Annotated in this window: 22 protein-coding genes; 8 read left to right on the top strand and 14 right to left on the bottom strand. The window is 51.7% G+C overall.

Annotated elements, in window-relative coordinates; all coding sequences use genetic code 11:
• Positions 1-167 precede the first annotated feature (167 nt).
• The 3 genes from DQM29_RS02325 (at position 168) to DQM29_RS02315 (ending at position 3,847) form a co-directional block, all read left to right on the top strand.
• Positions 168-1,973, top strand: a complete 1,806-nt coding sequence (locus tag DQM29_RS02325) for an ATP-binding protein (RefSeq protein WP_111739121.1) — start codon at positions 168-170, stop codon at positions 1,971-1,973.
• Positions 1,960-3,312 carry a sigma 54-interacting transcriptional regulator gene (locus DQM29_RS02320; protein WP_111739120.1) on the top strand — a complete coding sequence of 451 codons (1,353 nt, stop codon included), beginning with the start codon at positions 1,960-1,962 and terminating at the stop codon, positions 3,310-3,312. Before DQM29_RS02325 ends, DQM29_RS02320 begins: the two co-directional genes overlap by 14 nt.
• Positions 3,313-3,481: 169 nt before the next feature.
• Positions 3,482-3,847: a 5-carboxymethyl-2-hydroxymuconate Delta-isomerase gene (locus DQM29_RS02315; protein WP_111739119.1), complete on the top strand. Its 366-nt coding sequence runs from the start codon at positions 3,482-3,484 to the stop codon at positions 3,845-3,847.
• Between the two features lie 4 nt (positions 3,848-3,851).
• Here the strand turns inward: DQM29_RS02315 and DQM29_RS02310 are convergent, their stop codons facing one another.
• Positions 3,852-4,886: a TerC/Alx family metal homeostasis membrane protein gene (locus DQM29_RS02310; RefSeq protein ID WP_111739118.1), complete on the bottom strand. Its 1,035-nt coding sequence runs from the start codon at positions 4,884-4,886 to the stop codon at positions 3,852-3,854.
• 242 nt (positions 4,887-5,128) lie between these two features.
• On the opposite strand from DQM29_RS02310, the gene panE reads away from it, so the two are divergent.
• A complete protein-coding gene (gene panE / locus DQM29_RS02305) occupies positions 5,129-6,055 on the top strand; it encodes a 2-dehydropantoate 2-reductase (RefSeq protein ID WP_111739117.1) in 927 nt (308 codons plus the stop codon).
• 38 nt (positions 6,056-6,093) lie between these two features.
• Here panE and mgtE read toward each other — a convergent pair whose 3' ends face one another.
• Complete coding sequence (mgtE, locus tag DQM29_RS02300) at positions 6,094-7,536, bottom strand: magnesium transporter (RefSeq protein WP_111739116.1); 1,443 nt, start codon at positions 7,534-7,536, stop codon at positions 6,094-6,096.
• Between the two features lie 385 nt (positions 7,537-7,921).
• On the bottom strand, positions 7,922-8,203 hold the full coding sequence (locus DQM29_RS02295; protein ID WP_111739115.1) for a hypothetical protein: 282 nt from the start codon (positions 8,201-8,203) through the stop codon (positions 7,922-7,924).
• 125 nt (positions 8,204-8,328) lie between these two features.
• Here DQM29_RS02295 and DQM29_RS02290 point away from each other — a divergent pair, with 125 nt between their 5' ends.
• Entirely contained in the window at positions 8,329-9,213 is an 885-nt protein-coding gene (locus DQM29_RS02290) for a LysR family transcriptional regulator (RefSeq protein WP_111739114.1), read from the top strand.
• A 63-nt stretch (positions 9,214-9,276) separates the two neighbouring features.
• Here the strand turns inward: DQM29_RS02290 and DQM29_RS02285 are convergent, their stop codons facing one another.
• The 4 genes from DQM29_RS02285 to DQM29_RS02270 form a co-directional block, all read right to left on the bottom strand.
• Positions 9,277-10,926 (bottom strand): Na+/H+ antiporter, encoded by a 1,650-nt coding sequence (locus DQM29_RS02285; protein WP_111739113.1) that lies wholly within the window; start codon positions 10,924-10,926, stop codon positions 9,277-9,279.
• A 293-nt stretch (positions 10,927-11,219) separates the two neighbouring features.
• Positions 11,220-12,572, bottom strand: a complete 1,353-nt coding sequence (locus tag DQM29_RS02280) for an NCS2 family permease (protein ID WP_111739112.1) — start codon at positions 12,570-12,572, stop codon at positions 11,220-11,222.
• A gap of 166 nt (positions 12,573-12,738) precedes the next feature.
• Positions 12,739-13,068, bottom strand: coding sequence for a hypothetical protein (locus DQM29_RS02275; RefSeq protein ID WP_111739111.1), 330 nt, complete (start codon positions 13,066-13,068; stop codon positions 12,739-12,741).
• Positions 13,069-13,197: 129 nt separating this feature from the next.
• A complete protein-coding gene (locus DQM29_RS02270; RefSeq protein ID WP_111739110.1) occupies positions 13,198-13,992 on the bottom strand; it encodes an AraC family transcriptional regulator in 795 nt (264 codons plus the stop codon).
• Positions 13,993-14,097: 105 nt separating this feature from the next.
• Between DQM29_RS02270 and DQM29_RS02265 the strand changes: the two genes are divergently transcribed.
• Positions 14,098-15,018 carry a DMT family transporter gene (locus tag DQM29_RS02265; protein ID WP_111739109.1) on the top strand — a complete coding sequence of 307 codons (921 nt, stop codon included), beginning with the start codon at positions 14,098-14,100 and terminating at the stop codon, positions 15,016-15,018.
• Positions 15,019-15,119: 101 nt separating this feature from the next.
• Here DQM29_RS02265 and DQM29_RS02260 read toward each other — a convergent pair whose 3' ends face one another.
• The 5 genes from DQM29_RS02260 to DQM29_RS02240 all read right to left on the bottom strand — a co-directional run bounded on the left by DQM29_RS02260 (position 15,120) and on the right by DQM29_RS02240 (position 17,987).
• On the bottom strand, positions 15,120-15,620 hold the full coding sequence (locus DQM29_RS02260) for a deoxycytidylate deaminase (RefSeq protein ID WP_111739108.1): 501 nt from the start codon (positions 15,618-15,620) through the stop codon (positions 15,120-15,122).
• A 36-nt stretch (positions 15,621-15,656) separates the two neighbouring features.
• Positions 15,657-15,890: a hypothetical protein gene (locus DQM29_RS02255; protein WP_111739107.1), complete on the bottom strand. Its 234-nt coding sequence runs from the start codon at positions 15,888-15,890 to the stop codon at positions 15,657-15,659.
• Positions 15,833-16,366: a hypothetical protein gene (locus tag DQM29_RS02250; protein ID WP_111739106.1), complete on the bottom strand. Its 534-nt coding sequence runs from the start codon at positions 16,364-16,366 to the stop codon at positions 15,833-15,835. Before DQM29_RS02250 ends, DQM29_RS02255 begins: the two co-directional genes overlap by 58 nt.
• A gap of 332 nt (positions 16,367-16,698) precedes the next feature.
• The gene (locus DQM29_RS02245; RefSeq protein ID WP_111739105.1) at positions 16,699-17,208 is read right to left on the bottom strand and encodes a single-stranded DNA-binding protein; all 510 of its coding nucleotides are present in this window, start codon (positions 17,206-17,208) and stop codon (positions 16,699-16,701) included.
• A gap of 161 nt (positions 17,209-17,369) precedes the next feature.
• Positions 17,370-17,987 (bottom strand): hypothetical protein, encoded by a 618-nt coding sequence (locus tag DQM29_RS02240; protein WP_145960327.1) that lies wholly within the window; start codon positions 17,985-17,987, stop codon positions 17,370-17,372.
• A 146-nt stretch (positions 17,988-18,133) separates the two neighbouring features.
• Between DQM29_RS02240 and uvrA the strand changes: the two genes are divergently transcribed.
• Both uvrA and DQM29_RS02230 read left to right on the top strand, forming a co-directional pair.
• Positions 18,134-20,965 carry an excinuclease ABC subunit UvrA gene (gene uvrA, locus DQM29_RS02235; RefSeq protein WP_111739103.1) on the top strand — a complete coding sequence of 944 codons (2,832 nt, stop codon included), beginning with the start codon at positions 18,134-18,136 and terminating at the stop codon, positions 20,963-20,965.
• A 1,264-nt stretch (positions 20,966-22,229) separates the two neighbouring features.
• Positions 22,230-23,543: a cation:dicarboxylate symporter family transporter gene (locus DQM29_RS02230; protein ID WP_111739102.1), complete on the top strand. Its 1,314-nt coding sequence runs from the start codon at positions 22,230-22,232 to the stop codon at positions 23,541-23,543.
• A 79-nt stretch (positions 23,544-23,622) separates the two neighbouring features.
• On the opposite strand, the gene alr is transcribed toward DQM29_RS02230, so the two are convergent.
• The gene (alr, locus tag DQM29_RS02225) at positions 23,623-24,699 is read right to left on the bottom strand and encodes an alanine racemase (protein ID WP_111739101.1); all 1,077 of its coding nucleotides are present in this window, start codon (positions 24,697-24,699) and stop codon (positions 23,623-23,625) included.
• A gap of 166 nt (positions 24,700-24,865) precedes the next feature.
• Complete coding sequence (dnaB, locus tag DQM29_RS02220) at positions 24,866-26,275, bottom strand: replicative DNA helicase (RefSeq protein ID WP_111739100.1); 1,410 nt, start codon at positions 26,273-26,275, stop codon at positions 24,866-24,868.
• Positions 26,276-26,461 lie beyond the last annotated feature (186 nt).

The raw sequence follows: 26,461 nt of genomic DNA, 5'->3' as shown, positions 1-26,461 counted from the left end.
CTTCAATTGCCTCAGGGGCAGGTAAGGGAATGCACTCATCTATTTGGCATAAAAAATAAAAAGCGCTGCCGCCTGCGAGTAATAATTACCCATCTCAGGCATAGTTCGGGTAAAAATTACTCGTCGCGAGTTATAATGACTCACTCCCGTCGCTAGCGAGGAATACGATGTTTAAAACTGTGAGAAAAGATCCGGGTCCGCTGTTTACTCTACCGTCGTGGCTATTTGTCGGCTTTATTGTGGTACTGCTTGGTATCATCGTCAGCATGGCGGTCAGAGATCTTAACCGTAACCGAGATAGCGAAATTCAAACTCTGCAGGAAAAAAGCGCAGTGCTCATCCGCGCTTTCGAATCCGGCACTCGCACGGGAATTGGCATGCGCTGGCGCAAAGAGCTTCGTCAGGCGCTGCTGCAGGAAATGACCTACCAGCCGGGGGTTCTCTATATTGCTGTCACCGACGCCTCTGGCCGAATTATCGCCCACAGCAATCCTGAGCTTATTGGTCGCAGTCTCTACTCTGAAGAGGAAATGAAAAAGCTACAGCCAGGCCTTCAGGAACAGTGGCGGATGACCCGAGCAACCAATGAAGAAGGCGCCTCACAAAACGCGTTTGAAGCCTACCGCTATTTTAAACCCATGATGCGCACGGGTCATCGCGGCCATATGGGGATGATGCGTCAGGAGCAGGAGGAAGATATTGAGCCAAGAGAAGACAGGCAAGATTCACAGATTATCTTCGCCGCTTTTGACACCAGCGCTCTGGACGCCATGCAGGCCAAAGATATTCGCAACACCGTCATTTCTCTCACCATCCTGCTGCTTCTGGCGCTGGCGGGCGTTCTTGCCATGTTTTGGGCCAGACGATATCAACACTCCAGCCGAGAGCTTCAGGTTTCCCGCACGTTTTCCGGCGAGATTATCAGCCACTTGCCCATTGGCCTAATCACCACTAACGCTGACTCTCGTATCGCTATCGTCAATCAGGCGGCGGAGAATATTCTCGCTAAACGCGCCGAGGCGCTGTGCGATCGGTACATCGGTCAGGCGCTTCCGGCAGAGTGGTGCCAGCTGGCAGAAACTTCTCATGGCCAGCATCCGGTTATTGAGCAGGAGCTGGATATCCGTCTGGACAGCGGGCAAACCGTGCCGCTGAGCATTAGCGTCGCTATCATCAAGAGCGACGACGGCGGATTTTTAGGCAATATCTTTATCTTCCGCGACATGCGGGAAGTCCGCCAGCTACAGGAAGAGGTTCGCCGTAAGGAAAAGCTTGCCGCTATCGGTAATCTGGCGGCGGGCGTTGCCCACGAAATCCGTAACCCACTTTCTTCCATCAAGGGATTTGCTAAATATTTTGAAGGGTTGCCGGCGCTGGGCGAAGAAGAAAAAGCCCTCGCTCAGGTGATGGCAAAAGAGGTCGATCGCCTTAACCGCGTAGTGACAGAGCTACTGGAGCTGGTTCGCCCTTCTGATCTGAAAGAGCAGGAGGTTAACCTTAACGACGTTATCGACCACTCCCTGCTGCTTATCCGTCAGGACGCCGAGGCTCGTCACATCGCCATTCGCTTTATGCGCAACGACACTCTGCCTAACGTCAGCATAGACCCTGACCGCTTTACTCAAGCGCTGCTGAACCTGTATCTGAACGCCATTCAGGCGATCGATCGGGAAGGCGAGCTAAGCGTGATCCTTGAAAGCGCGCCGAACGATACTATTAATATTCTCGTTCAGGACAGCGGAAAAGGCATCCCGCCGGACAACCTCGTCAACATTTTCAACCCTTACTTCACCACCAAGGCCTCCGGCACAGGGCTAGGGCTTGCCATTGTGCAGAAAGTGGTTGAAGAGCATCAGGGGAAAATCGGCGTCACCAGCCGCCCTCAAGAAGGAACGCGATTTACAATGAATATCCCCACGCAGCGCGCGCCGAAGAACCAGACCGAGGAGACTCAGAACCATGATGAATCATAAGCCCCATGTTCTGGTGGTCGATGATGACATCAGCCACTGCACCATTATTCAAGCCCTGATGAAAGGCTGGGGCTATCAGGTTACTTTGGCACACAGCGGCCTTGAGGCAATCGATCGGGTAAAACAGACGCCGTTCGATGTCGTACTCAGCGACGTTCGCATGTCTGAAATGGACGGCATTGAGGCCATGAAGGTAATCAAGGCCTACAATCCCGCAATTCCCATTCTGATTATGACCGCCTACTCCAACGTCGAGTCAGCCGTTGAGGCCATCAAGGCCGGTGCCTATGACTACCTGACCAAACCGCTAGACTTCGACGTGCTGCGTCTGACTCTTGAGCGAGTGCTGGAACACACTCGACTGAAAACAGAAAATCAGGATCTTCGCCAGCAGTTGACCCTCGACAGAGAAAACATGATTGGCCGCAGCCCTCAGATGCGCCGACTGATGGAAATGATCGCCACCATAGCCCCCTCGGAAGCGACTGTGCTTATCTGCGGTGAATCAGGAACGGGGAAAGAGCTCATCGCCCGCTCGGTTCACGCCAACAGCGCGCGCAAAGACAAACCGCTGGTGACCGTAAACTGTGCGGCGCTGAGTGAATCACTGCTGGAATCAGAACTGTTCGGCCATGAAAAAGGCGCCTTCACCGGCGCAGACCGGCGGCGCGAAGGCCGCTTTATGGAAGCCGACGGCAGCACGCTATTTCTGGATGAAATCGGCGAAATGTCCCTTCTTATGCAGGCTAAGTTGCTGCGCGCGATACAGGAGCGAGAAATCCAGCGCGTCGGCAGCAATCAGACACTAAACGTCGATGTCCGCCTAATCGCCGCCACCAACCGCGACCTGATGGCTGAAGTTGACGCAGGACGCTTCCGCCAAGACCTCTACTATCGTCTTAACGTTGTTACTATTGACAGCCCTGCACTTCGCGATCGCATGGAAGACATTCCTGTGTTAGCCATGCACTTTATGGAAAAATTTGCCGCCAGAAACCGAAAAACCGTCAAAGGCTTTACCCCACAGGCAATGGATATGCTGTTAAAGTACCCTTGGCCTGGCAACGTGCGGGAGCTGGAAAATGCCGTCGAACGGGCAGTGATATTGCTTAGCGGCGACTACATCAGTGAACGAGAGCTGCCTCTGTCCATTAATCAGTTTATAGAGACTCAGCCAGCGGCGCAGGAAAGAGATATCAACGCCCCCATCCAGCCGTTAGAGCAGGTAGAAAGAGAGGCCATTCTGACCGCGCTGGAGAAAACCGGTGGAAATAAAACTGAAGCAGCCAAACAGTTGGGCATCACCCGAAAAACCCTGCTCGCCAAGCTGCAAAAGTAGCCCCTTTTACGGCGGCCGCCCTGTGCGGTCGCCAGTAACGCTGGTCAGGAAATAGGCTGGCGTTTTTATTACGTTAGTTTTTTATTACGTTAACTTTTATTGCGTTAGCTCAGGCGCTTCGGGTATATATGATCGCCTGTTCCCTTTATTTTTCATATGGAAGCGCCCAATGCCAAATATTCACGTCACCTATACGCCCAACCTGCCCGGTAAAGAAAAGCTGGAGAAATTTGCGCTACAGATCCACAGTTTAGTGTCACCAGTGATAGCTTCCGATGCAGAGAACTTTAAGACCTATCTGGTTCCTGCTCCCCATACGGTTATCGGACTAGGCAAGCAGGACAAGGCCGTCATACACGTCGATTTCCGCATGTTTGCCGGACGAAGCGAAGCGGTCAAGCAGGAAGTTGCCAAAATCATTCTGGCCAGCGCTAAGTCACTGTTCACCTCAGCAAACGGTGTGAAAACGGAAATCTCGGTAGAAGTCGGCAACCTTGATAACGACAACTATCATAAAATTGTTATTAACGCGTAAGCGTCTATTCACTCTCTTTGCCACTCTTTTTGGCAGGAAAAATCCAGCTGGCGACAATACCCAGCGCCAGCGCGGCTAGCACAACCAGAAGGCTGGCCGAAGCGCTGATTTCATAGCCGTGGTGCCAGAGGTGATTGCTAGCGTTTAGCGCAAGCTTTACGCCAACGAAAAACAGCAGAAAAACCACGGCTTTTTCCAAATGCACCAGATGGCTTCGCAGCGCTTCAAGCACAAAGTAGAGCGTTCTCAGCCCCAGTACCGCGAACATCATCGCCGAATAGACAATCAGCGGCTCACGGCTGACGGCAATCACAGCAGGAACGCTGTCAAAAGCGAACATCACGTCAGAAAGCTCAACCACCGCGACGCACAGCAGCAGAGGGGTTGCGTAACGCACGTTCTTCTTAACAGAAAACTGAAAGCCGCTGTTTTCCGGACGCGCCAAATCTTCTTCGACTTCACGAGCGCTAACCAGAAAGCGGTGCCCCACCAGCTTGGGATATACTGGGAAAAACAGCCGAACCAGACGGTTGGCAGGGTGATTAGAGTAGTCCTCGATCTCTTCGCCGTCGTGATTCGCCCGCAGCATCATAATCGCTGTAGCAAACACTACCAGAGCAAAAACCATTTCCACCCAAGGGCCTAAGGCTAGCAGGCCGGTGCCGATGGCAACAAAGATGCCGCGAAAAACGATCGCGCCGATAATTCCCCAGTACAGCACCCGATGGCGGTAGCCTTCCGGGATTTTGAACCAGGCAAAAATCGCCATAATCACAAACAGGTTGTCTACCGACAGCACCTCTTCCAGCGCATAGCCGGTCAGGTACAGGCTGGCAATTTCAGCCCCGTGCTGAAAATATAAAAACACGCCAAATCCAAGGCCGATAGAAAGCCAAAACAGGCACCACATCGCCGCGTTTTTCAGGCTAATCGGCCGATCTTTTCGGTGGGCAATAAGATCGATCGTTAGCGCAGAAACGGCAAGTACGACAAATACCGTGACCGTCAATGTGGGAAAACCAAGACCAGCCTGTTCCATAAGTGATAGAACCTTCAGTGGGAAAGTGTGTTTAAAAGACAAACGTTTAAAAAACTAAGATGAGGTCTGCGATTATACCACTGCCTCCGACAGAAAGCCGAAGTAAAATCTCCTGCTGATAGTTTCGATACGGTAGCGAAATCAGGCACAATTCTCAGCCAGTTCCGCTATTAAGCGCTATGATAATGCAGACATTAACTCTTTCTAAATAGCCACGTTATCGACAAGCGTAAGGAGAAGTCATGCGTATACTCGTTGTAGGTGCCGGCGCCGTCGGCGGTTACTTTGGCGGCAGACTGCTACAGGCATCACAGGATGTCACCTTTCTCGTCCGCCCTGCGCGTGCAGGCCTGCTGGAGAAAAACGGTCTCGTACTCCACAGCCCTGAAAAAACCGTTGCGATAAAGTCGCCTCCGACCGTTCTGGAACAGGCTCTCACGCCCTCTTTCGACCTGATTCTACTCAGCTGTAAAGCCTACGACCTTGAGAACGCGATGGACTCCTTCAGCGCCGCAGTGGGCAAACAAACCGCAATCCTGCCGCTGCTTAACGGTATGCGCCATATTCAAATCCTCAGCGACAGATTTGGTAAAGAGAAAGTGCTAGGCGGGCTGTGCAACATTGTCGCCACCCTTGACGATAGCGGTGCTGTGCACCGCATGACTCCGGTACAAAACATCACCTTTGGTGAACTCGATAAAAGCGTGACTGAGCGGGTTAACGCCATTGCTAGCGCCTTTGGTCAGGCCGAATTTAATTCACAGCAGAGCAGCGACGTTCTTTTATCCATGTGGGAAAAGTGGCTGTTCCTCGCCTCCCTCGCCGCCAGCACCTGCCTGATGCGAGCCCCTATCGGTGAAATTGTCGCCGCACCGGGCGGCAAGGCGTTTATTCTGGCGCTGATTGAGGAAATCAGAGCCATTGCTCTCGCCAACGGCTACTCACCCAGCGTTGAGCGCGCCCACAGCATGTTGACTGAACCGGGCTCCCCGCTGACCGCCTCCATGTACCGCGACTTACAAAACGGTTTCAGGATCGAAGCCGATCACATTGTCGGCGATCTGCTGCAAAGAGCCCAGCAGGCAAACGTCAGCAGTGCCTCGCTGATCCGTCTGCAAACGGCCTACGCTCATCTGAAAGCCTATGAGCAGCAGCGCAACAAAGCCTGAGGTCGGCGAGCGCCTTTGTCAAACAAAGGCGCTCATTGCTAAATCAGAAACAGCGTTGCCAGACCGAGAAAGATAAAAAACCCGCCGGTATCGGTTAATGCGGTAATCATTACGCTAGAGCCAATGGCGGGATCCCGTCCCAGCCCGTTCATCACCATCGGGATAGTCACCCCCATTAAGGCCGCCAGCAGCAGGTTGAGCAGCATTGCCAGCGTCATCACGCCGCCCATCGCCGGGCTACCGTACAGCAGCCAAGTCATAATCCCCATCACCCCGCCCCAGACAATGCCGTTAATCGTCGCCACGCCCAGCTCCCGCAGCAGCATCGACGGCAAATCCTTTGAGCGAATATGATGAAGCGCCAGTGCCCGAACAATCATGGTGATCGTCTGATTGCCGGTATTTCCTCCAATGCCCGCCACAATAGGCATTAGTGCCGCCAGTGCCACCAGCTGAGCGATGGTATGTTCAAACAGGCCAATCGTTCTGGAAGCGATAAATGCGGTGCACAGGTTAATCATCAGCCAGGTAGAGCGCTTGCGAACCGACGTCATAACCGGCGCAAAAATATCCTCTTTCTCCGTCAGACCACCCATTTTGCGCAAGTCACTGTCGCTTTCTTCAATCACGACGTTAACCACATCTTCTACCGTCAATCTGCCTATCAGCCGGTTCTGGTGATTAACTACCGCAGCGCTGATAAGGTTATAGCGTTCAAACGCGCTGGCAGCCTCTTGCACATCGTCACTGGGTAAGAAGGTCACCGGATCGCTGAGCATCAGCGCTGACACCAGAGTTTCTGGTGGGTGAAGTAAAATATCGGTAATTTTTAGCTCCCCCAGCAGCTGGTTATCCCGATCGGTCACAAACAGCTTGTCCGTCGAGTCGGGGATGGCCTTTTTCCTATGTAGAAAGCGCAGCACCACGGCCAGCGTCACATCACCGCGAATGGCGATAATATCGAAGTCCATCAGGGCACCAATCTTATCCTTGTCGAGGTGAATCACCTCGGCAATGCGCGCCCTCTGCCCTACATCCAGCGACACCAGCAGCTGTTCAACCAGATCCCGTGGTAGATGTGCAGCTAAATAGGCCTGCTCGTTCAGATCCAGATGTTTTAGCACTGACAGCAGCTCGCGATCGCTCATGTCGGCTATCAGACTGTCCCAAACGGCGTCTGACGCTTCAACCAGCGTTTTACCGCGCTTACGCTCGGAGAGTAAGCCCCAAACCGCCTGACGCTTGCTCTGCGGCAGAGACTCCAATAAGTCGGCGATATCCGCCGCGTGCAGCGCGTTAACCCGCTCGGCCAGCTCGTAGCGCGCCTTCTCCAGCGAGCTGTCTGAAAGGCTGGTGCTGCGTTTCCCGTAGTCTATCGCCGCTACCAGCAGGCGATCTGACAGCAGCGCCAGAATGCGCTGTCGGCTTTGTTCAAGCTTAACGTGAGAAAGCTTTTCATCTGGCTTTGTAGGCGAATTCATTATCTAAAGCCTTTTTATGATCTATTTGCTCTCTCATCGCACAGGGCAGCGGAGGCAGCGGGATCCGTCCTCTATGATGTATAAAACAGACAGTGCGCCGCTATCAAAATAAACAGGCATCTCCTGACCTCCTGTTTACACGGCACACTCCGTGAATAATAAGTACGTTCGGAAGTTTACAACGCTTTATCCCTTTTGTAGTGCGTGAATAAAAAGACATCTTAGCCAAACCAAGAGCTGTAAATCCTCTTATTAAAAAATAGACGCTTTTAGCTCTAGTGGTACTGCTCAAACAGAGATAAACCAAGAGACATAAACGGAAAGCATAAAAAAAGCCCCGCTGATAGCCAGCGAGGCCTGTAGACCGAGATAGGTCGTTAACGTACTAAGCGACGTCGTAAATACGAACTTCAGGAGCCGCGTCCAAATACGGCGCTAAACCGGTCACCACGTCTTGGTTAAAAAGCTCGCTCTGCAGATAGGCATTCGCATCAGCAATGGTTGCAAAGCCGTGGAGAACCTGTACGTCTTCGTTTCTGATAAGCAGTTCTTTAGACTCAGCACCCTTGATCAAATCAAGGAACGGTCCCTTATATTTGCTGTAGACGCCAGCGGCCGCTGGGCGATTTTCGTTAGACACTTTCAAGGTAATTTCCAGATAGGCCATTGTGTTTCTCCTTGTGAAGATATATACGTTTACAGCAAAAGCGCTGTGGCAAAGACAATACCGTTCACGACGCGTTGAAAAAAATTGTCTTTTCACATCTCACTTATTCTAAAAAGCTATAAATTATGAATCTAATTCGGCTTCGCTACGTTAAGGCCGTTGTTGAAACGGGATCTTTCACTCTTGCTGCACAGGCATGCTACGTTACTCAGCCAACGCTCTCTAACAGCATTGCCCAGCTCGAGCAGGAGTTCGAAGAGCGTCTGTTCGCGCGAACTACGCGCTCCGTTGCGCTAACGCCCTTTGGTGAACACATTCTGCCGTTTATCGATCGCGTTATTGATGCACATGCGGAACTCATGCATGAGTCCCGAAACTTCGTTCATCCGGCGGGAAATACAGTTCGTATCGGCGCCTCTCCTCTGCTGCGTTCCGGCTGGCTTGCCGCCATGCTGGAAGACTTTCGCAAGGCGCACCCCGGTATCGATATTATTCTTCATGAACAGAATATGGCTGACCTATACCGTATGCTGGACGACAGACTGCTCGACATCGTCTTCGGCGTAGCGGACGCCCATCGTCCTAGCTGGTCAAGCGCGGATCTCTATCGGGAAAACCTCTATTTTATTCCCCGCGGCGACGGTGAGCAGGGTAAAAGCGAAGTGATGTTCGAAGACATTGCAGAAGAAACCTTTGTAATGGTGCCCAACGTCTGCGGCTTAGCGAAAGCCACTCGGGCACTTTTCCGAAGCCATCGACGCAGGCTGAATGAATATCCGGGGGAAGCCTTAAGCTATCAGGTGTTGGAAGAGTGGGCCGCGCTGGGTCTTGGCGCAGCTATCCTGCCTGAATCAAAGCGGCACGCTTTAGACAATAATGCCAGCCTGCTCACCAATAAACGAGGGTCACCTTTGACGCTGAGCTTTGAGGCGGTCTGGCTCACTGAGCTGGCGTCCCTCAGCCATATGAAGCTGTTTACGACGTTTCTTATGGAAAACAACACGCGCTAGAAACAGTACGGGCAGCTAAAAAGCTGCCCGTACTCAACGAATAACCCGCTTGATCAACGCCCGCTAGTGAACTTTATCTACCAGCAGCGTTTCTATCAGATCCAAGTCGTAAAGCACTTTGACCATCGTTTCGTTACTGATTTTGCGCGTCGCTCTCAAGTGATAAAGTTCCGCCCGCTCGGCTCTCAACGCAGTCAGGCGAAAGCGTCGCTCGAGCCGCTCGTCTTCCAGCGCTCGGGCGCGCTCGTCATCGGTATACATACGCTTGCGCAGTGACCCAATCACTCTCGAACTGACTTCTGTTAACAGATGGGGATCGACGTTTTCTTCACTGCTGGATTCAATCCGCTCCCGGAGCTTCTCCAGACTGACAATGCCCACTTCTGCCATTGAAGCCCACGCCAGACGCATTTCCTCTTCTCGCGTCGCGCCGTCGCTGCTGGTGATGCCGCGCAGCAGCAGCGGTAAAAGGACAACACCCATCACCAGAGAAAACAGAATTACTCCGGTCGCGAGAAATACGAGCTGATAGCGGGCGGGAAACGGCAGACCGCTGGTCAGTATCAACGGGATCGACAGCACACCCGCTAGCGTAATCGCCCCCCTGACGCCCGCGAACGTGGCGACAAACAGATCCCGTGTGCGATAGCCGTTAAACAACAGCGGGCGCTTTTTCAGGAATCGACGGCTATACAGCCGCATCAGCCACAGCCAGGCAAAACGCATCACCATCAGGGCGAAGTAAATCCACACGATGTCCATAAACAGGTGCCAGGTCTCGATAGACGGATCACTTTCCGCCTGTAGAATCGAGGCAGAGAGAATATCCGGCAGCTGTAGACCCAGCATGATAAATACCAGCCCGTTAAACACGAACTCCAGCATGCTCCACACGCTGTTTCCCCGCAGGCGCATAGTCAACGGCGCGTTGCGGATCACCCCTGATTGCGCAATTGTCATCCCGGCGGCTACCGCGGCCAAAATGCCTGACACATGGAAGTGTTCAGCAACCAAATAGGCAGCAAAGGGTAAAAGCAGCATCAGAACAATTTGAATCGCTGGCTCATCGCCGCTCCAGCGGCTAAATAGGCGGAGAGATTTGCTGTACAGCCATGTAATTGCTACGCCTGCCGCAACGCCACCGAGAGCGACAATCAGGAAATCAACGGTTGCACCGTAAACAGTAAACTCCATCGTGCCCATGGCAACCGCCACGGCTAGCTTCAGCGATACCAGACCAGACGCGTCGTTCATCAACGCCTCCCCTTCCAGCACGCTCATAATGGATTTGGGGATTTTGCCTTCACCGACAATACCACCCAGCGCCACCGCATCCGTTGGCGACAGCACTGCCGCCAGCGCAAACGCGGCGACCAGAGGAATGCTGGGAATAATCAGGTGGATCAGATAGCCAACGCCAACAACAGTCAGCACTACCAGTACTAAAGCCAGCCCTAAGATCTCTCGACCGTGGTGCAGAAACTCTCGCAGCGGTGTCCTCCAGCCGTCAGCAAACAGCAGTGGAGGAATAAACAGTACTAAAAACAGTTCAGGGTCGAAGTTAACGTGGAGGCCAAAAGTTGGCCAAGCCAGCAGGGCTCCGCAGGCAATTTGCATCAACGGCAGGGGCACTTGAAACGGCAGCATCCTTGTGACGACGCCCGACAGTGAAACCACCAGAATTAAAATCAGTATTGTAAAAAATATTTCCATATTGTCCCCAGGCAACAGAACGAAATCCGCCTATAAAATATCATCATCCAGACAACCCGTTGCACAAAAAGATGCGTTTAGGCACACCGCAGCGCACTCGCTGCAACATGCCACATCGGACATTAAATAGCGCTGAAACAGCCAACCAATATTCACGACAGGTAAGGCCCTACACGCTTTAAGGTATAACAGAAAAAGTCGGCGTCGCGTAAAGAGAAGTGAAAAAAGGATAACAAAGTGAAACAGAGGGTAAAAATCCCGGCCGTCAAGAGATGAGGCCGGGATCAAAGTAGCTAGATAGCCCAGCCGCCTGCGTAGAAAGCCACCAGTGCGGCGGCAATCAGCACAATACTGACATTCAGCTTACGCCACTCGCCGGAGAAAATGCGCCCAATCACCAGCGTAGCAAAGCCAAGCATAATGCCCGTCACAATGTTGCTGGTCAGTACAATGAAAACGGCGCAAACCAGACCAGACATAGCGTCAACGAAATCTTCGAAGTCCAGCTTTACAACGTTACTCAGCATCAGCAGGCCAACGTACATCAGCGCCGGAGCCGTTGCGTAAGCGGGCACTAGGCTAGCCAGAGGAGAGAAGAACAGCAGCAGCAGGAACAGAACGCCGACGACGACAGCCGTCAGGCCGGTACGCCCACCCGCTGCAGTGCCGGCCGCAGATTCAATATACACCGCCGCAGGAGAAGCCCCCACAACGCCGGACAGAATGCTGCTCACGGAGTCTGTGGTCAACGCCTTACCGCCGTTGATAATCTGACCGTCTTTATCCAGCAGGTTTGCCTGACCGGCCACCGCGCGAATCGTCCCGGTAGCGTCAAAAACCGCCGTCATCACCAGTGCCAAAATGCTTGGCAGAACCGTGAGCTTAAGCGCGCCGGGGATATCCAGACTGAACATCAGCGAAGTGCCGTCCTGCGCCACTAGCGAAGGCATTGAGCTTACCCCCTGAAACTTCACGTTCGGGTCAAACGCTAACCCTAGCCCGGAAATCGCCACGATAACCAGCAGGATACCGCCGGGTACGCGCAGGCGCTCAAGGCCAATAATCACAGCCAGACCGATAAAGGCCATCATGACAGGGAACGACGTAAAGTCACCGAACTGCACCGGTAGCCCCGCATTAGGGTTCTTCACCACTGCGCCAATACCGCTGGTAGCGATCATCAGTAGAAACAGGCCGATACCGATGCCGGTACCGTGGGCGATACCCATTGGAATATTGCGCAGGATCCAGGCTCGAATTCCGGTTGCCGAAATCAGCGTAAACAGAACGCCCATAATAAAGACGGCGCCCAGCACAACTGGGATAGAAAGCCCCTGCCCTAAAACAAGACTAAAGGCGGTAAAGGCCGTCAGGGAAATGGCACAGCCGATAGCCATCGGCAAATTTGCCCACAGGCCCATCACGATAGATCCCAAGCCGGCTACCAGACAGGTTGCGACGAAGACCGTCTCAACCGGGAAACCCGCCTGTCCCAGCAGGCTAGGAACCACGACGATAGAGTAAACCATCGCCAGAAAAGTGGTAAGCCCGGCCAGCACTTCCTGACGTACGCTGCTTTTGCGTTCAGAAAGAGTAAAGAGGCGCTCTAACGCGCCAGGCCGAGATTGCCCGCTTGGATTTGACATGAAGAATGCCCTCAAAAAAGGAGTAAATTCAGTTTAACGTCGTAAGGCAAACGATTATCTGAGCTTACCGACCTCTATTTCAACCGTTATTGTTCGATTTTGAGAGATTTTTTCTTTCAGATGGTGATTGAGGGAAAAACCGCACGAGCTTTTCTCCCTACGGCGACTAGCCGTGAGTCATGACCGCACCGAAAAAGAACAGACTAATTAACAGGGGAAGCGCCAAAAGCCCCATCTCAAGCATTCTAGGCAACGGTCGAAACGAACCGTCGTTTGGCACACGAGAGAGCGACAGCGCGTTAAACACCACCGCCAGAAAGGCAATAAACCCCGCCAGAGATAAATCGACAATCAGCACGCCGAACGTCCAGCTCATGGAGCTCTCCGTTACCCCTGCGGCAAGCCGCTCCTGACGCACAAACCATTGCCAGGCAAAAAAGGCCAAAGGCATCAGTACAGACAGCGCTCCCAGCCCCCAGGAAATTCGTCTTAACATGGTTTCGTTACTCCTTCGTTCTGGTTTGTTCTGGCTTTACTACGGCGCTAATTGCCTTATCGTGGCGTGAGTATAATGCTGTCGTTCGCAACAATGAATAGCGTGGAATAGGTAGCCGCGCCGTGATCATCAGCGGCGTCGGTATCGTTCAGGAGTGGTACCGGCAATCTGCTGAAACATAGTAATAAACGCCGATGCCGAGCTGTACCCCACCTCCAGTGCGACCTGCTGTACGGTCTTGCCCCGTTCTAAAAGCGACACGCCGCAAAGAAAGCGCAGCCGCTGTCGCCACTCGCTAAACGGCATACCCAGCTCCTGTGTGCACCTCCGAGCCAGCGTTCTTTCGGTGGTGTAAACCATTTCAGCCCACTGTGCCAAAGAACGGCTGTCTCCCGGAGACGCTTCCAGCGCCCGTAACACGGGTGACAGATACTTATCGTCGCTGTCAGGAAGGTAGGTCAACTCCGCGGGCGCTGCGGCAAGCTCGTCAATCAGCACGCGACACAGCCGCCATTCTGCCAGCGTGCTTACCGTCTCAATGCCTCGTTCAAAGCAGGTGTCGATGATTTCATTGCACAGCGCGCTCAGGTTGAGAACCCGCGCCTCCTGCGGCAGCCTAGAGCAGAATCGAGGATGAATATTGATCGAACGAAAGCGAATGTGCTGATGGTTATAGCTAGAGTGCTCCATACCTGTCGGGATCCACACGGCAAACCCTGCCGGAGCAAGAATACGCTGCCCCGCCGTGTTAAGAGCAATAATTCCCGACTTCACGCAGATCATCTGCCCCCACTGGTGGGCATGGGTGCGAAACTCCGTATCCGCACTGATCTCTTCATTGCGAAAGAAGGCAATGCCGCCAGGGTAGCTTTCCAACGCAGAAATACGCTGCCGTCCGGGCACTCTTTTTAAGGCCTGTTTCATGATTGTCTGAACATCGTTATCAATTGTCTGATTTGAAGTATATATTTCAAATGCGACACATGTACACTCTGGCTCTCTATTTATTCGGGTGAGAAAGCGTTCGCTATGGCGATAATTTATCCTCTGATTGCCGTATTGATATGGGCAGTCAATACAATTGTTAACAAGCTGTCTGCGGGAGCTATCGACCCGGCGGCTATCTCTTTTTATCGCTGGTTTTTGGCAGTATTGCTGCTAACGCCGTTTATTCTGCCCGGCACGCTTCGCAACTGGAAACTCGTTAAAACCTACTGGTGGAAATTACTGATCCTAAGCTTTCTGGGCATGGCGCTTTACCAAAGTCTAGCCTACTACGCGGCCTACACCATCAGCGCACTGACCATTGGTATCTTCGTCTCCCTGATTCCCCTGTTGACGGTGCTTATTAGTATCATCGTACTGAAAACTCCGCCAACACAGGGGACCCTGTTTGGCGGCCTGCTCTCTTTTGGCGGCATTCTCTGGCTTATCAGCGGCGGAGATCCAGCACAACTGCTGGAAATCGGCATTGGAAAGGGCGAACTGATGATGCTGACAGCAGCTATCGCCTACGCTCTGTACGGTGTGCTAACAAAGCGCTGGGCCATTCAGCTGCCTAACTGGCAGTCGGTTTATATGCAGGCGCTGTTTGGAATGCTGCTTCTCCTGCCGGGATTTCTTATGGCAGAAAACGTAGAGCTGAACGCGATAAATATCCCACTGGTGCTGTATGCAGGCATTCCCGCCTCCGTTATCGCTCCCTTTGTCTGGATCCAGGGTGTAATGAAGCTCGGCGCCAGCAAGGCCGCGCTATTTATGAACATTACGCCGATTATTACCGCCGCGATCGCCATTATCTTTTTACACGAGCCCATTCACAGCTACCATCTGCTCGGCGGAGGACTTTCTCTTATTGGTGTGATTCTGGCTCAAAGAATGAATAAGCCGCTGGGAAGGCGCCCAATTCCTTCAGAAATTGAAGAAATCCGGCTTGATAAAGGGAATTAACGCTCAAAGATGAACGGTAATTGCACTGCGCCAGTAGACATTTTGATTGAACATCTCTGGCGCGGCTTGAAAGGGTATTGATCTAATGGACGCTCCTGCGGCTAAGACGTTACGCCGTTAGCCCAGTCCGCCTCCGGATCTTCCATCACCACCTGATGCACGCCCTCGGGGAACTGCGCCTGTAGAACCTCGTACTGTTCCTGCAGCTCACCGATGGGGTGCTTCCAATCGTGGAGGTAGTAGATAGCCTGAACCTTCGCCTGCAACATGGCTTTCGTGCAGTCAAAACACGGACGCAGCGTGGAATAAACCACGGAACCCTCAACCGGATTGCCAAAGCGAGCGGCAGAAATAATGGCGTTTTGCTCAGCGTGAACGCAAATGCATACGTCATAGCCCACGCTGGCTTTGTAGGCTGCTCTATCTCGGCAGCGGACGCAGCCGCCGTCAGTACAGTTGGTAATGCCTTCCGGCGTGCCGTTGTAGCCCGTTGAAATAATGCGGTTATCCTTAACCATAACACCGCCGACTTTACGGCCCAGACAGTTTGCCTTTTTGCGCACGGCCATGGCGATGTTCATATAGTATTCATGCCTGTTCATTACAGCTCTCCCATCCCGTGAAAAAGTGGATACCCATTAGTCAAAGATTGTGGCGATGTACCAGCGGTCGCCCAGCTTCTCAAGTGTTTCACCGTTAAGCGGATGCGTACCGTCAGCAATGCGGATCAGATTTATCGTTCTCGACACGCCGCTTTTCATCCACAGATTAAAATAAATATCGCCATTTTCCATAATGCTGAAGCCGTTAATATTTAGCGTTTCCAGCTTTTGGCGCAGCGCGTAGTAAGCGTCAGGTGAGATATTATGCATTTTACAGTAGTCATCGATAAAAATGCCTGTTCCTCGCCCTCCGCGTCTACGCTGTGGGAATAGTGAGTAATGCGAACGCCGTTCAGCGTGCGGTAGGCATCATAGCGGACAACGCCATCACCTCCGCGATAGCGGCCGTCTTTTCCCATGCTTAAAGAGCGTATTTTGCCATAGGTTTCAATTCGGTTAGCCAGCTGTTCAAGAGCGTCACCGTTTACCCAAAAGTATCCCTGCCAGGTAAAATGAGCCTGCCATATCCAAATACCGGACAGCGCGATAAAAAGTATTGCCGCATTTCTTCTGCCCCGATAGCGAAATAAAAATAGAATCGCCGCCAGCTCAATCAGCGCAACGGCAATCGTCACCCATGTTGATAAATAAAGAAAAGGCACGACCAGCAGCAGTAAAAACAGGACGGCCGCCGCCAGCATAGGAGGAACTTTCTTAAACCTGTCGCCGATAGGAGTAGATGCCATATTGCGCCGCAGCCGTTAAGGATAAAAGCTAAGTCACTCTCATCATAAAGGGTTTTATAACAATGAAAAAGGCCTAATACGCAGCCTTTTGGGGAAGGTCAAACTATATAAAAACTGACTTTCTACCAACCGTTGTGAAATTATTTTCTGGCATCCATTCCATAATTTTTACCCTATCTTTTTTAATACTGCTATTTCGTTACCTCTAATTCGATTGAACACTATAGCTGGTGACGCATCACCTTATGGTAGAAACAGCCATTCACCTACCATAAAAAAGCTCCGTAAAAACGGAGCTTAAAAAGTAATATTTTACGAATGACCGTACGGTATTAGAACGGAATATCGTCGTCAAAGTCCATCGGCGGTTCGTTTTGCTGCATCGGTGCGCTCTGGCTCTGCTGTGGCGCAGGACGAGAAGACTGCTGCTGTGCCTGTGGCTGCTGAGGCTGGCCCCAACCACCCTGAGACGGCTGAGAATCACCGCCGCCCTGACGGCCGCCCAGCATCTGCATTACGCCACCGATATTAACAACCACTTCGGTGGTATAGCGATCCTGGCCGCTCTGATCCTGCCATTTGCGAGTTTGCAGCTGGCCTTCCAGATATACCTGAGAACCTTTACGCAGATACTCACCTGCGATTTCAGCCAGCTTGCCGAAAATCACGACGCGGTGCCATTCGGTACGCTCTTTTTGCTCACCGGTTTGCTTATCGCGCCAGGATTCAGAGGTTGCTACGGTAATATTGGCTACCGCGCCGCCGTTGGGCATATAACGAACTTCCGGGTCCTGCCCCAGATTTCCGATAAGGATTACTTTGTTAATGCCTCTGCTGGCCATGTCGATTCTCCTGATAAATAAATTGAGTTCACTATAGTGATCTGACGATTGTAGCATGGCAATCGTCTAATGCGTATAAAGGTAAAAATATGCTGCATAGGCCGTAATACTATGCCAACAACAGCCAATAATCATTCAATGATGCGACACCCGTTCAGCGTTTACTTCATAAGTTCACTAATCGGAAACGTCATCGTTTCGGAATAGAAAGGCCTAGTCTGTAACCACTTCAACGTACCGATAAAACTACTCTCGCCGGGTACACTGAGATTACCGCCACTAATAACGACCTGACAGAGCATTGCTCCTCCTTCCTGTTCTGCATCTTTCAATTCACTTAGCGCAGAATCGATATTGACTGCCGACGAGAAGTTTCCACTTAGAAAAAAAATCTCCGCGCTATAAACGCCATTCTCAACTCTAAAATCTCGGTGGCCTCCAGATTCGCGATTAGGATTGAACAAAGACCCTTCAGCGTAAAGCCCCACCTTCCCCTCAGGTATATCAGCAACTCTATATTGGCGCTCGGGGCTGCTAACGACGCAAAACAGATTAGGTAACCAGTCGTAAGGATGGTCAAAAACGCCTTTCAGATCTGCGCTGGTCGAAAACTTCACTTCATAAACGTGAAATAATCCCTCAGGACCACCTTGCGTAGGATGTTCAACTCGCTGCAAGGAAATATAGTTCAGGCTTATCGGCTCGTGCTTTTTCACGCAGCCACCAATGGTTAAAATCACCAACAACAGGCACCACGCAGAACCAATAAATTCTTTCATTCTCATATACTTAGAAATCATTCCATTATCATTAGCTTAGCCACTTCATAGAAATCAGCTTCATCTGCCCACATAATAACACTGTATATCCATTCAGCTCAATGTGTGTAATAATAGTCAGATCCCTGTCAGAGGTAACCGTAGAAATGGATAAGATAGAAGTCCGGGGCGCCCGCACCCACAACCTGAAAAACATCAATTTGACCATGCCGCGCAACAAGCTAATTGTTGTCACGGGGCTGTCGGGATCCGGCAAGTCATCCTTGGCATTTGACACGCTCTATGCCGAAGGTCAGCGTCGCTACGTTGAATCCCTGTCAGCCTATGCGCGCCAGTTCCTTTCCCTTATGGAAAAGCCGGACGTCGACCACATTGAAGGGCTTTCTCCCGCAATTTCTATCGAACAGAAGTCTACCTCTCACAACCCGCGATCGACCGTGGGTACGATTACAGAAATTCATGACTATCTGCGTTTGCTGTTTGCCCGTGTAGGTGAGCCTCGCTGCCCAACGCACAATATCACGCTGGCCGCACAGACGGTCAGCCAGATGGTGGACAACGTGCTGGCACTGCCTGAAGGCAAACGCCTGATGCTGTTGGCGCCCGTCATCAAAGAGCGCAAGGGTGAACACATCAAGACGCTGGAGAATCTGGCGGCTCAGGGCTATATCCGCGCCCGAATCGACGGTGAAGTGTGCGACTTGTCCGATCCTCCCAAGCTTGAACTGCAGAAAAAACACTCCATTGAAGTGGTGATTGACCGCTTTAAAGTGCGTGAGGACATGGCCCAGCGCCTGGCGGAATCGTTTGAAACCGCGCTGGCTCTCTCCGGCGGCAGCGCCATCGTCGCGGATATGGACGATGACAAAGCAGAAGAAATGGTGTTTTCTGCCAACTTCGCCTGCCCTGTCTGCGGCTACAGCATGCGTGAGCTTGAGCCGCGCCTGTTCTCCTTTAATAACCCCGCCGGCGCATGCCCAACCTGCGACGGCCTCGGCGTGCAGCAGTATTTCGATCCTGACCGCGTGGTGCAAAATCCCGAGCTTTCTCTAGCGGGTGGCGCAATTCGCGGCTGGGATCGCCGCAGCTTTTACTATTTCCAAATGATTCGTTCGCTGGCGGATCACTATCGTTTTGACGTTGAAGCGCCGTTCAACAGCCTGCCGGAGAACGTGCGTAAGATTATTCTTAGCGGTTCAGGAAAAGAGAACATCGAGTTTAAGTACGTTAACGACCGCGGTGACACCACCGTGCGTAAGCACCCTTTTGAAGGCGTGCTGAACAATATGGAACGCCGCTATAAAGAAACAGAGTCTACCGCCGTTCGAGAAGAGTTGGCGAAATTCATCAGCAACCGTTCATGTACCTCCTGTGGCGGCACGCGTCTGAAAGAAGAAGCCCGCCACGTGTTTGTTGAAAACACCACTCTGCCGGAAATCTCCGAGCTCAGCATCGGCGACGCCCTGAAGTTTTTCGGCGCGCTGTCGCTCTCCGGCCAGCGGGCAAGAATTGCGGAAAAAATCCTGAAGGAAATCGGCGAACGCCTGACCTTTCTGGTTAACGTCGGCCTTAACTACCTGTCTCTGTCGCGCTCAGCGGAAACGCTGTCCGGCGGGGAAGCTCAGCGCATTCGTCTGGCCAGCCAGATCGGTGCCGGGCTGGTAGGCGTGATGTACGTTCTGGATGAGCCTTCAATCGGCCTACACCAGCGCGATAACGAACGCCTGCTGAATACGCTGATTCACCTGCGAAACCTTGGCAACACCGTTATCGTGGTTGAACACGACGAAGACGCTATTCGCGAAGCCGACCACATTATTGATATCGGCCCCGGCGCAGGCGTTCACGGCGGCAGCGTCGTCGCGGAAGGCACTGTTGAAGATATCATTAAGTCCCCAGAATCGCTGACGGGTCAGTATCTGAGCGGCAAACGTAAAATCGATATTCCGAAAGAGCGCATCCCGGCAGACCCGAATAAAGTGCTTAAAGTCATTGGCGCAACCGGCAACAATCTGAAAAACGTGACGTTAACCGTTCCGGTTGGCCTGTTTACCTGTATTACCGGCGTTTCCGGCTCGGGTAAATCAACGCTGATCAACGATACCCTTTATCCCGTTGCCCAGCGTCAGCTTAACGGCGCAGCAGGGGAAGAAGTGGCTCCCCACAAAGAAATTACCGGTCTCGAGCACTTCGACAAGGTCATTGATATTGACCAAAGTCCGATTGGCCGCACGCCGCGCTCTAACCCGGCAACCTATACTGGCCTGTTTACGCCGATCCGCGAGCTGTTTTCCGGCGTGCCGGAATCCCGCGCCCGCGGCTATAACCCTGGGCGCTTTAGCTTTAACGTGCGCGGCGGCCGCTGCGAAGCCTGTCAGGGCGACGGCGTGCTGAAGGTAGAGATGCACTTCCTGCCTGACATCTACGTCCCTTGCGATCAGTGTAAGGGCAAGCGATATAACCGCGAAACGCTGGAAGTGAAGTACAAGGGCAAGAATATCAATGAAGTGTTAGAGATGACCGTGGAAGACGCCCGAGAATTCTTTGACGCAGTACCCGCGCTGTCGCGCAAGCTGCAAACGCTGATGGACGTTGGCCTGTCCTATATTCGTTTAGGCCAGGCGGCAACAACCCTGTCCGGTGGTGAAGCTCAGCGAGTCAAACTGGCCAAAGAGCTTTCCAAACGAGGTACGGGACAAACTCTGTACATTCTGGACGAACCGACGACGGGTCTACATTTCGCCGACATCGAGCTGTTGCTTAGCGTTCTGCATCAGTTAAGAGATCAGGGCAACACCATTGTGGTTATCGAGCACAATCTAGACGTGATCAAAACCGCAGACTGGATTGTTGACCTCGGCCCGGAAGGCGGCAGCGGCGGAGGCCAGATTCTGGTATCCGGCACTCCGGAAACCGTGGCGGGATGCTCTGAATCCCATACCGGCCGATTCCTTAAGCCCATTTTGGCAAAAGGATAACGCAGCAAAGGGAGCCGAAAGGCTCCCCCTTGTTTTTCTCTGCCTTTCGATTACTTTCTCAATCTATTTTATATAAGCGGCAGTTCTTTTTGCGGCTTATATTTATAATAAATCCTGCCTGTTCATCATCATTTTACCGATAATACAGAAGAGGATAATAACAAATGTATATTTCCTCAGATGCTGCAAGAAACGTCTTACACGATTAGCCAAGTAAAAAAGCAATGACTCACTAAATTAGCACTTATCTATAATAGCAATTCCAGACACCACATTCGCGTATCAATAAAAGGGGATATGCAGCAGAAATCTCTCTCCTCGCTCCCCTTCACCGCACAGCTAAGATGCTAACCTCACTTTTACAGCCGCTGTAAAAAGAACAGTCAGATGATCGTAACTATAAATGATTAAAAATATCCGCTAGCAAATAAATATTAAAGGATAAGAAAGACTATTTTAATGTGAGAATAAATAGCAGAGTTTATCTTATCTAATAAAAATGGAATATTTTCTAAGGAAAAAAACACAGCAGTCACTGTTAATACATATATATATGCTTAAAGAATGATATTTATTCTCCTCGCCTTTTTACTATGGATTTATCGTTACCATTTCGTATATAAATCGTACTAGACCTATAGAAAAACCCAGCATCTCCGCATGCTAGCGGTGTTCTCAGAAGTCACAAAATAATGTTGTCAAGCAGGCAGCAAAGCATCCCATTTAATTTTTCTTATGTATTTAATAAATCATATTTATGTATATCGTGCATAAACACATTATTGTCTAGATAATCAATCAGTTTTATTTAAGCAAATAAAAATCAATATATTTTTTCTCATGCTCATTATCACATCCTGAGATAAAATATAGTTTCATACCGTTACCAAGTCTTGTCAGAAGGGCCTTCCCTGATATAGGATAAACTGCGCATTTAAAGGCGCTTGTAGCAAAAATAAAGTAATAATGCATGATGAAAAATGCTTTTCCCGTTTCAACACCTTATTTCTGTTAGGTACCTCATAAAAAGTCAGCTGACCTCTTTGTAAAATGCGTCTGAGGCTCTATAACAGCAATAGCGAACGGAAATTTAACACGTTTTTACTCTTTCAAAAAACGCCTCCGTTTTAGTGTCGCAAAACAGAAAAGCCCGAATTCAGGTTACTCAACTCTCCGCAGTGACTCTCTAACCGATGCATGATTCCTTTCGTTTTGCTCTCATTAACACAATAAGTTTACATCAGTAACGGCTAAGGCAAACGCGATGACAAATCATACTCATACCCTGGAAAAAGAAGCTGTATCCTATGCTTCTCCTCCTAAAAAGGCCTTCTGGAAAGGACTTGGCTTTCAAATCGCCGTCAGCATGATTTTAGGTATTTTAGTCGGCTTTTTGTGGCCGGAATTTGCCACTAGCCTGAAGCTATTGGGGGATATTTTCTTACGGTTGATTAAAAGCGCCGTTGCTCCGCTCATTTTCTTAACCGTCGCGCTCGGTATCGGTGCCGCAGGTGACATTAAGCAGGTAGGTAAAGTCGGCCTGTCCGCCATCATCTACTTTGAAATCGTCTCTACCATCGCCATCCTGTTTGGCTTCGGCATGGGTGAACTGTTTAGCGTCGGCAGCGGTACCGTTTTAGCCGAAGGACAGGTCAGCGCACAGGCCAGCAACCTGATTCAGGCCTCGCAAGCGACGCCTAAGTCATTCGGTCAGTTCTTTCTGGAAATCTTTCCCGAAAGCTTTATGGGCGCCTTTTCAGAAAATAACCTGCTGCAGGTTTTAGTTCTGGCGCTGATGTTCGGCTTCGGTATTCTGCTGTTAAAAGAAAAGGAGCGCGTCGTTGTTGAAAAAGCGCTTAACTACGTCGCTCACGCTTTCTTTAAGTTTATCCACGTTATCATGCTGCTGGCGCCGATCGGCACCTTCGGTGCGATTGCCTATGCAGTAGGTAGCAATGGGGTAGACATGCTGATTAAGCTTACCTGGCTAGTCGTTGCCTTCTACATTACGCTGATTCTGTTTGTTGTCATTGTACTAGGCACCGTTTGCCTAATCTTTAAACTCAACCTGTTTGACATCATTCGGTTTATCAAAGACGAGCTCTACATTACCTTTGGTACCGCATCTTCAGAAAGCGTTCTGCCCCGGCTGTTGGAAAAGCTGCCCAAGTACGGCGCTTCGCGTCAGACGGTAGGGCTAGTGCTGCCTACCGGTTACGCCTTTAACCTCGACGGTACCTCAATCTATATGTCGATGGGGGTTATCTTTCTGGCGAACGCCTACGGCATTCCGCTTAGCCTTGACCAGCTGTTCGGTATCCTGCTGATTATGCTACTGACGTCTAAAGGCGCTGCAACCGTTTCTGGCGGTGCGTTCGTGGTGTTTGCTGCTACGATCACGACAACGGGCCTCCTGCCGCTTGAAGGCGTTGCCGTTATGTTCGGCGTGTATCGCTTTATGTCCATGGCGCTGGCCGTGACTAATATTATCGGCAATACCGTCGCAACCATCGCCGTCGCGAAAATTAACCACGAATATCACCCTAGCCGCCGCCAGCCGCTGGATGAGGAAGATTAATCGGGATAGCTGGCAAGAGAGCCAGTAATAAACAAACAGGGCGCCTTTTGGGCGCCCTGTTTGTTTTACTGTTCTTAACCTACCCTACGTATTTAGTCGCCACCCGGGCAGTCAGCTTAGTAATCAGCTCATAGGGAATGATGTGGGTATATTCTGCGATCGTCTCAACCGGCAGCCCCTCTCCCCAAATAACCGCTTCATCACCTACGCGATCCGTTGCGTCTGGCCCCAAATCTACCGTAATCATGTCCATTGAAACCCGACCAACTAGAGGCACGGTGCGCCCGTTAATCAGTACGGGCGTCCCCGTTGGTGCATCCCGTGGGTATCCATCGCCGTAGCCGATAGCAACAACACCGATGCGCGTATCCCGCTCACTCACCCACGTACCGCCGTAGCCAACCGGCTCTCCGGCCTTGTGTTCGCGCACGGCAATCAGGCTAGCCTTCAGGGTCATCGCCGCCTTCAGGCCAAACTGTGATCCTACGCTGTTTAGCAAGGGAGAAACGCCGTAAAGAATAATACCCGGGCGGATCCAGTCGCGATGGGCCTCAGGCCACAGCAAAATCCCACCTGATGCGGAAAGCGACTGAAGCCCCGGTTTACCGCTAACAAAGGCGTCAAACCGGGAAATCTGCTGGCGGGTCGCGTCAACTTCTGGCTCGTCGGCACGGCTAAAGTGTGTCATCAGGTTGACCGGCTGCACCACGTTTTTACAGGCGCTAAGGCGCGTATAAAATTCCTCTGCCTGTTCAGGGCGAAAGCCAAGCCGATGCATGCCGGTATCAATCTTCATCCAAACGCGAACCGGGAACTCAAGATTTACCTCTTCCAGCGCTTCGAGCTGTTCCACGCTGTGTACAACGGTCTCGATATTGTTAACCACCAGCATCGGCAAGTCTTCGGCACAGAAAAAGCCTTCCATCATCAGGATAGGCTTAATCACGCCACCTGAACGCAGCGTCAGCGCTTCTTCAATGCGCGCCACGCCAAAGCAGTCTGATTCAGGTAACGTATGGGCAACCTCTAGCAGGCCGTGGCCATAGGCGTTCGCTTTAATGACGGAAATAGCGCGACACCCCGGCGCCATTTCGTGAATACGCCGAAGATTGTGCCTGAGCGCGTTGCGATCGATGACCGCCGTTGCCGAAATCATGTTGGATCCTTAGTTAATCAATACGAAAAGAGTAGCGCTCCGGGCGCCGCCATAGGATTACCGCTATTATTCGGTTGCCTATGTGAAGCCGATATGAAATGGAAACGAAACCGTCGTGAAGCGGTAAAAAAAGCGTTCGTTGGGGGGCGCTATTCCTGAAAGTGCACTATTCGTCATCAAACTGCATTGGCCCCGCGTAGTTATCAAACCGGGACCACTGCCCCTGGAAGGTCAAGCGGATAGAGCCGATGGGGCCGTTACGCTGCTTGCCGAGAATGATCTGCGCGATGCCCTTCTCTTCGCTGTTCTCGTTGTACACCTCATCGCGGTAGATAAACATGATGACGTCGGCATCCTGCTCGATAGAGCCGGATTCACGCAAGTCCGAGTTAACCGGGCGCTTGTCTGCACGCTGTTCAAGACTACGGTTTAGCTGAGACAGCGCAACCACTGGCACCTGTAGCTCTTTAGCCAACGCCTTCAGCGAGCGGGAAATCTCGGCGATTTCCAGCGTTCGGTTATCTGACATAGCAGGGACCCGCATCAGCTGCAGGTAGTCGATCATAATTAGGCTCAGGCCACCGTGCTCGCGGAAAATACGGCGCGCCCGCGACCGCACTTCCGTTGGCGTCAGGCCGGATGAGTCATCGATGTACATATTGCGCTTTTCGAGCAGAATGCCCATGGTACTGGAAATGCGCGCCCAATCCTCGTCGTCCAGCTGACCGGTACGGATACGAGTCTGATCGACACGGGACAGGGACGCCAGCATACGCATCATAATCTGTTCGCAGGGCATCTCCAGACTGAAAATCAGTACTGGCTTTTCCTGCATCATCGCCGCGTTTTCACACAGGTTCATCGCAAACGTGGTTTTCCCCATTGAGGGACGAGCCGCCACGATAATCAGGTCAGACTTTTGCAGCCCAGCGGTTTTCTTATCCAGATCGTGGAAGCCGGTAGACACCCCAGTCACACCGTCGTGCGGGCGCTGATAGAGCTGCTCAATACGGCTAACTGTCTCCTCAAGGATCTGATCGATGCTCTTGGGGCCTTCATCTTTATTCGAACGGCTTTCAGCGATTTGAAAAACGCGAGATTCGGCCAGATCCAGCAGGTCTTCACTGCTTCGCCCCTGCGGGTCGTAACCGGCGTCAGCGATTTCATTGGCGACAGAGATCATCTCCCGCACGACCGCACGTTCGCGAACGATATCAGCATAAGCGCCGATGTTGGCGGCGCTAGGGGTATTTTTTGACAGCTCAGCCAGATAGGCAAACCCGCCCACCTGATCCAACTCACCCTTTTGTTCAAGAGATTCAGAAAGCGTGATCAGATCGATAGGATTACTCTGCTCCAGCAGCCTCTGCATTTCAGTAAAGATAATGCGGTGCGGGCGGCTGTAGAAATCCCCTGACGTTACGCGTTCGGAGACGTTGTCCCAGCGTTCGTTGTCCAGCATCAGACCGCCAAGAACAGACTGTTCAGCCTCTATGGAGTGGGGCGGCATTTTCACGCCTTCAATCTGACGATCGCGAGATTCAGCCGGTTTGTTGAAGGGTTTATTTCCTGCCATAGTGAAAGCGTCGCTCAAAATACATTACTGAAGAAGGGGAAAAGTATACCCTCTATTGCCTACGATCGACACTGACAAGTGCAGTTTGTCAGCGAGCAGACAAACTGAACGCGCACTGAATCCGGCTCACTCCCTCTGCTCGCTCAATTTCGTGACGCCCACAGGCTACGTTAACGATTCCGAAGA

It is taken from the genome of Leminorella richardii (assembly GCF_900478135.1).
Lineage (GTDB): Bacteria > Pseudomonadota > Gammaproteobacteria > Enterobacterales > Enterobacteriaceae > Leminorella > Leminorella richardii.
Note: the sequence above shows the minus strand (reverse complement) of the source record. Positions and strands in the feature narration are given on the sequence as shown.

Excerpts from the sequence above, each read along its gene's own strand:
- DQM29_RS02285 (WP_111739113.1), bottom strand. The coding sequence starts at position 10,926 with ATGGAAATATTTTTTACAATACTGATTTTAATTCTGGTGGTTTCACTG.
- DQM29_RS02260 (WP_111739108.1), bottom strand. The coding sequence starts at position 15,620 with ATGAACAGGCATGAATACTATATGAACATCGCCATGGCCGTGCGCAAA.
- alr (WP_111739101.1), bottom strand. The coding sequence starts at position 24,699 with ATGATTTCGGCAACGGCGGTCATCGATCGCAACGCGCTCAGGCACAAT.
- DQM29_RS02280 (WP_111739112.1), bottom strand. The coding sequence starts at position 12,572 with ATGTCAAATCCAAGCGGGCAATCTCGGCCTGGCGCGTTAGAGCGCCTC.
- DQM29_RS02275 (WP_111739111.1), bottom strand. The coding sequence starts at position 13,068 with ATGTTAAGACGAATTTCCTGGGGGCTGGGAGCGCTGTCTGTACTGATG.
- DQM29_RS02255 (WP_111739107.1), bottom strand. The coding sequence starts at position 15,890 with ATGCATAATATCTCACCTGACGCTTACTACGCGCTGCGCCAAAAGCTG.
- DQM29_RS02250 (WP_111739106.1), bottom strand. The coding sequence starts at position 16,366 with ATGGCATCTACTCCTATCGGCGACAGGTTTAAGAAAGTTCCTCCTATG.
- dnaB (WP_111739100.1), bottom strand. The coding sequence starts at position 26,275 with ATGGCAGGAAATAAACCCTTCAACAAACCGGCTGAATCTCGCGATCGT.
- DQM29_RS02270 (WP_111739110.1), bottom strand. The coding sequence starts at position 13,992 with ATGAAACAGGCCTTAAAAAGAGTGCCCGGACGGCAGCGTATTTCTGCG.
- DQM29_RS02290 (WP_111739114.1), top strand. The coding sequence starts at position 8,329 with ATGAATCTAATTCGGCTTCGCTACGTTAAGGCCGTTGTTGAAACGGGA.
- uvrA (WP_111739103.1), top strand. The coding sequence starts at position 18,134 with ATGGATAAGATAGAAGTCCGGGGCGCCCGCACCCACAACCTGAAAAAC.
- DQM29_RS02315 (WP_111739119.1), top strand. The coding sequence starts at position 3,482 with ATGCCAAATATTCACGTCACCTATACGCCCAACCTGCCCGGTAAAGAA.
- DQM29_RS02240 (WP_145960327.1), bottom strand. The coding sequence starts at position 17,987 with ATGAAAGAATTTATTGGTTCTGCGTGGTGCCTGTTGTTGGTGATTTTA.
- DQM29_RS02295 (WP_111739115.1), bottom strand. The coding sequence starts at position 8,203 with ATGGCCTATCTGGAAATTACCTTGAAAGTGTCTAACGAAAATCGCCCA.
- mgtE (WP_111739116.1), bottom strand. The coding sequence starts at position 7,536 with ATGAATTCGCCTACAAAGCCAGATGAAAAGCTTTCTCACGTTAAGCTT.
- DQM29_RS02245 (WP_111739105.1), bottom strand. The coding sequence starts at position 17,208 with ATGGCCAGCAGAGGCATTAACAAAGTAATCCTTATCGGAAATCTGGGG.
- DQM29_RS02230 (WP_111739102.1), top strand. The coding sequence starts at position 22,230 with ATGACAAATCATACTCATACCCTGGAAAAAGAAGCTGTATCCTATGCT.
- DQM29_RS02265 (WP_111739109.1), top strand. The coding sequence starts at position 14,098 with ATGGCGATAATTTATCCTCTGATTGCCGTATTGATATGGGCAGTCAAT.
- DQM29_RS02320 (WP_111739120.1), top strand. The coding sequence starts at position 1,960 with ATGATGAATCATAAGCCCCATGTTCTGGTGGTCGATGATGACATCAGC.
- DQM29_RS02325 (WP_111739121.1), top strand. The coding sequence starts at position 168 with ATGTTTAAAACTGTGAGAAAAGATCCGGGTCCGCTGTTTACTCTACCG.
- DQM29_RS02310 (WP_111739118.1), bottom strand. The coding sequence starts at position 4,886 with ATGGAACAGGCTGGTCTTGGTTTTCCCACATTGACGGTCACGGTATTT.
- panE (WP_111739117.1), top strand. The coding sequence starts at position 5,129 with ATGCGTATACTCGTTGTAGGTGCCGGCGCCGTCGGCGGTTACTTTGGC.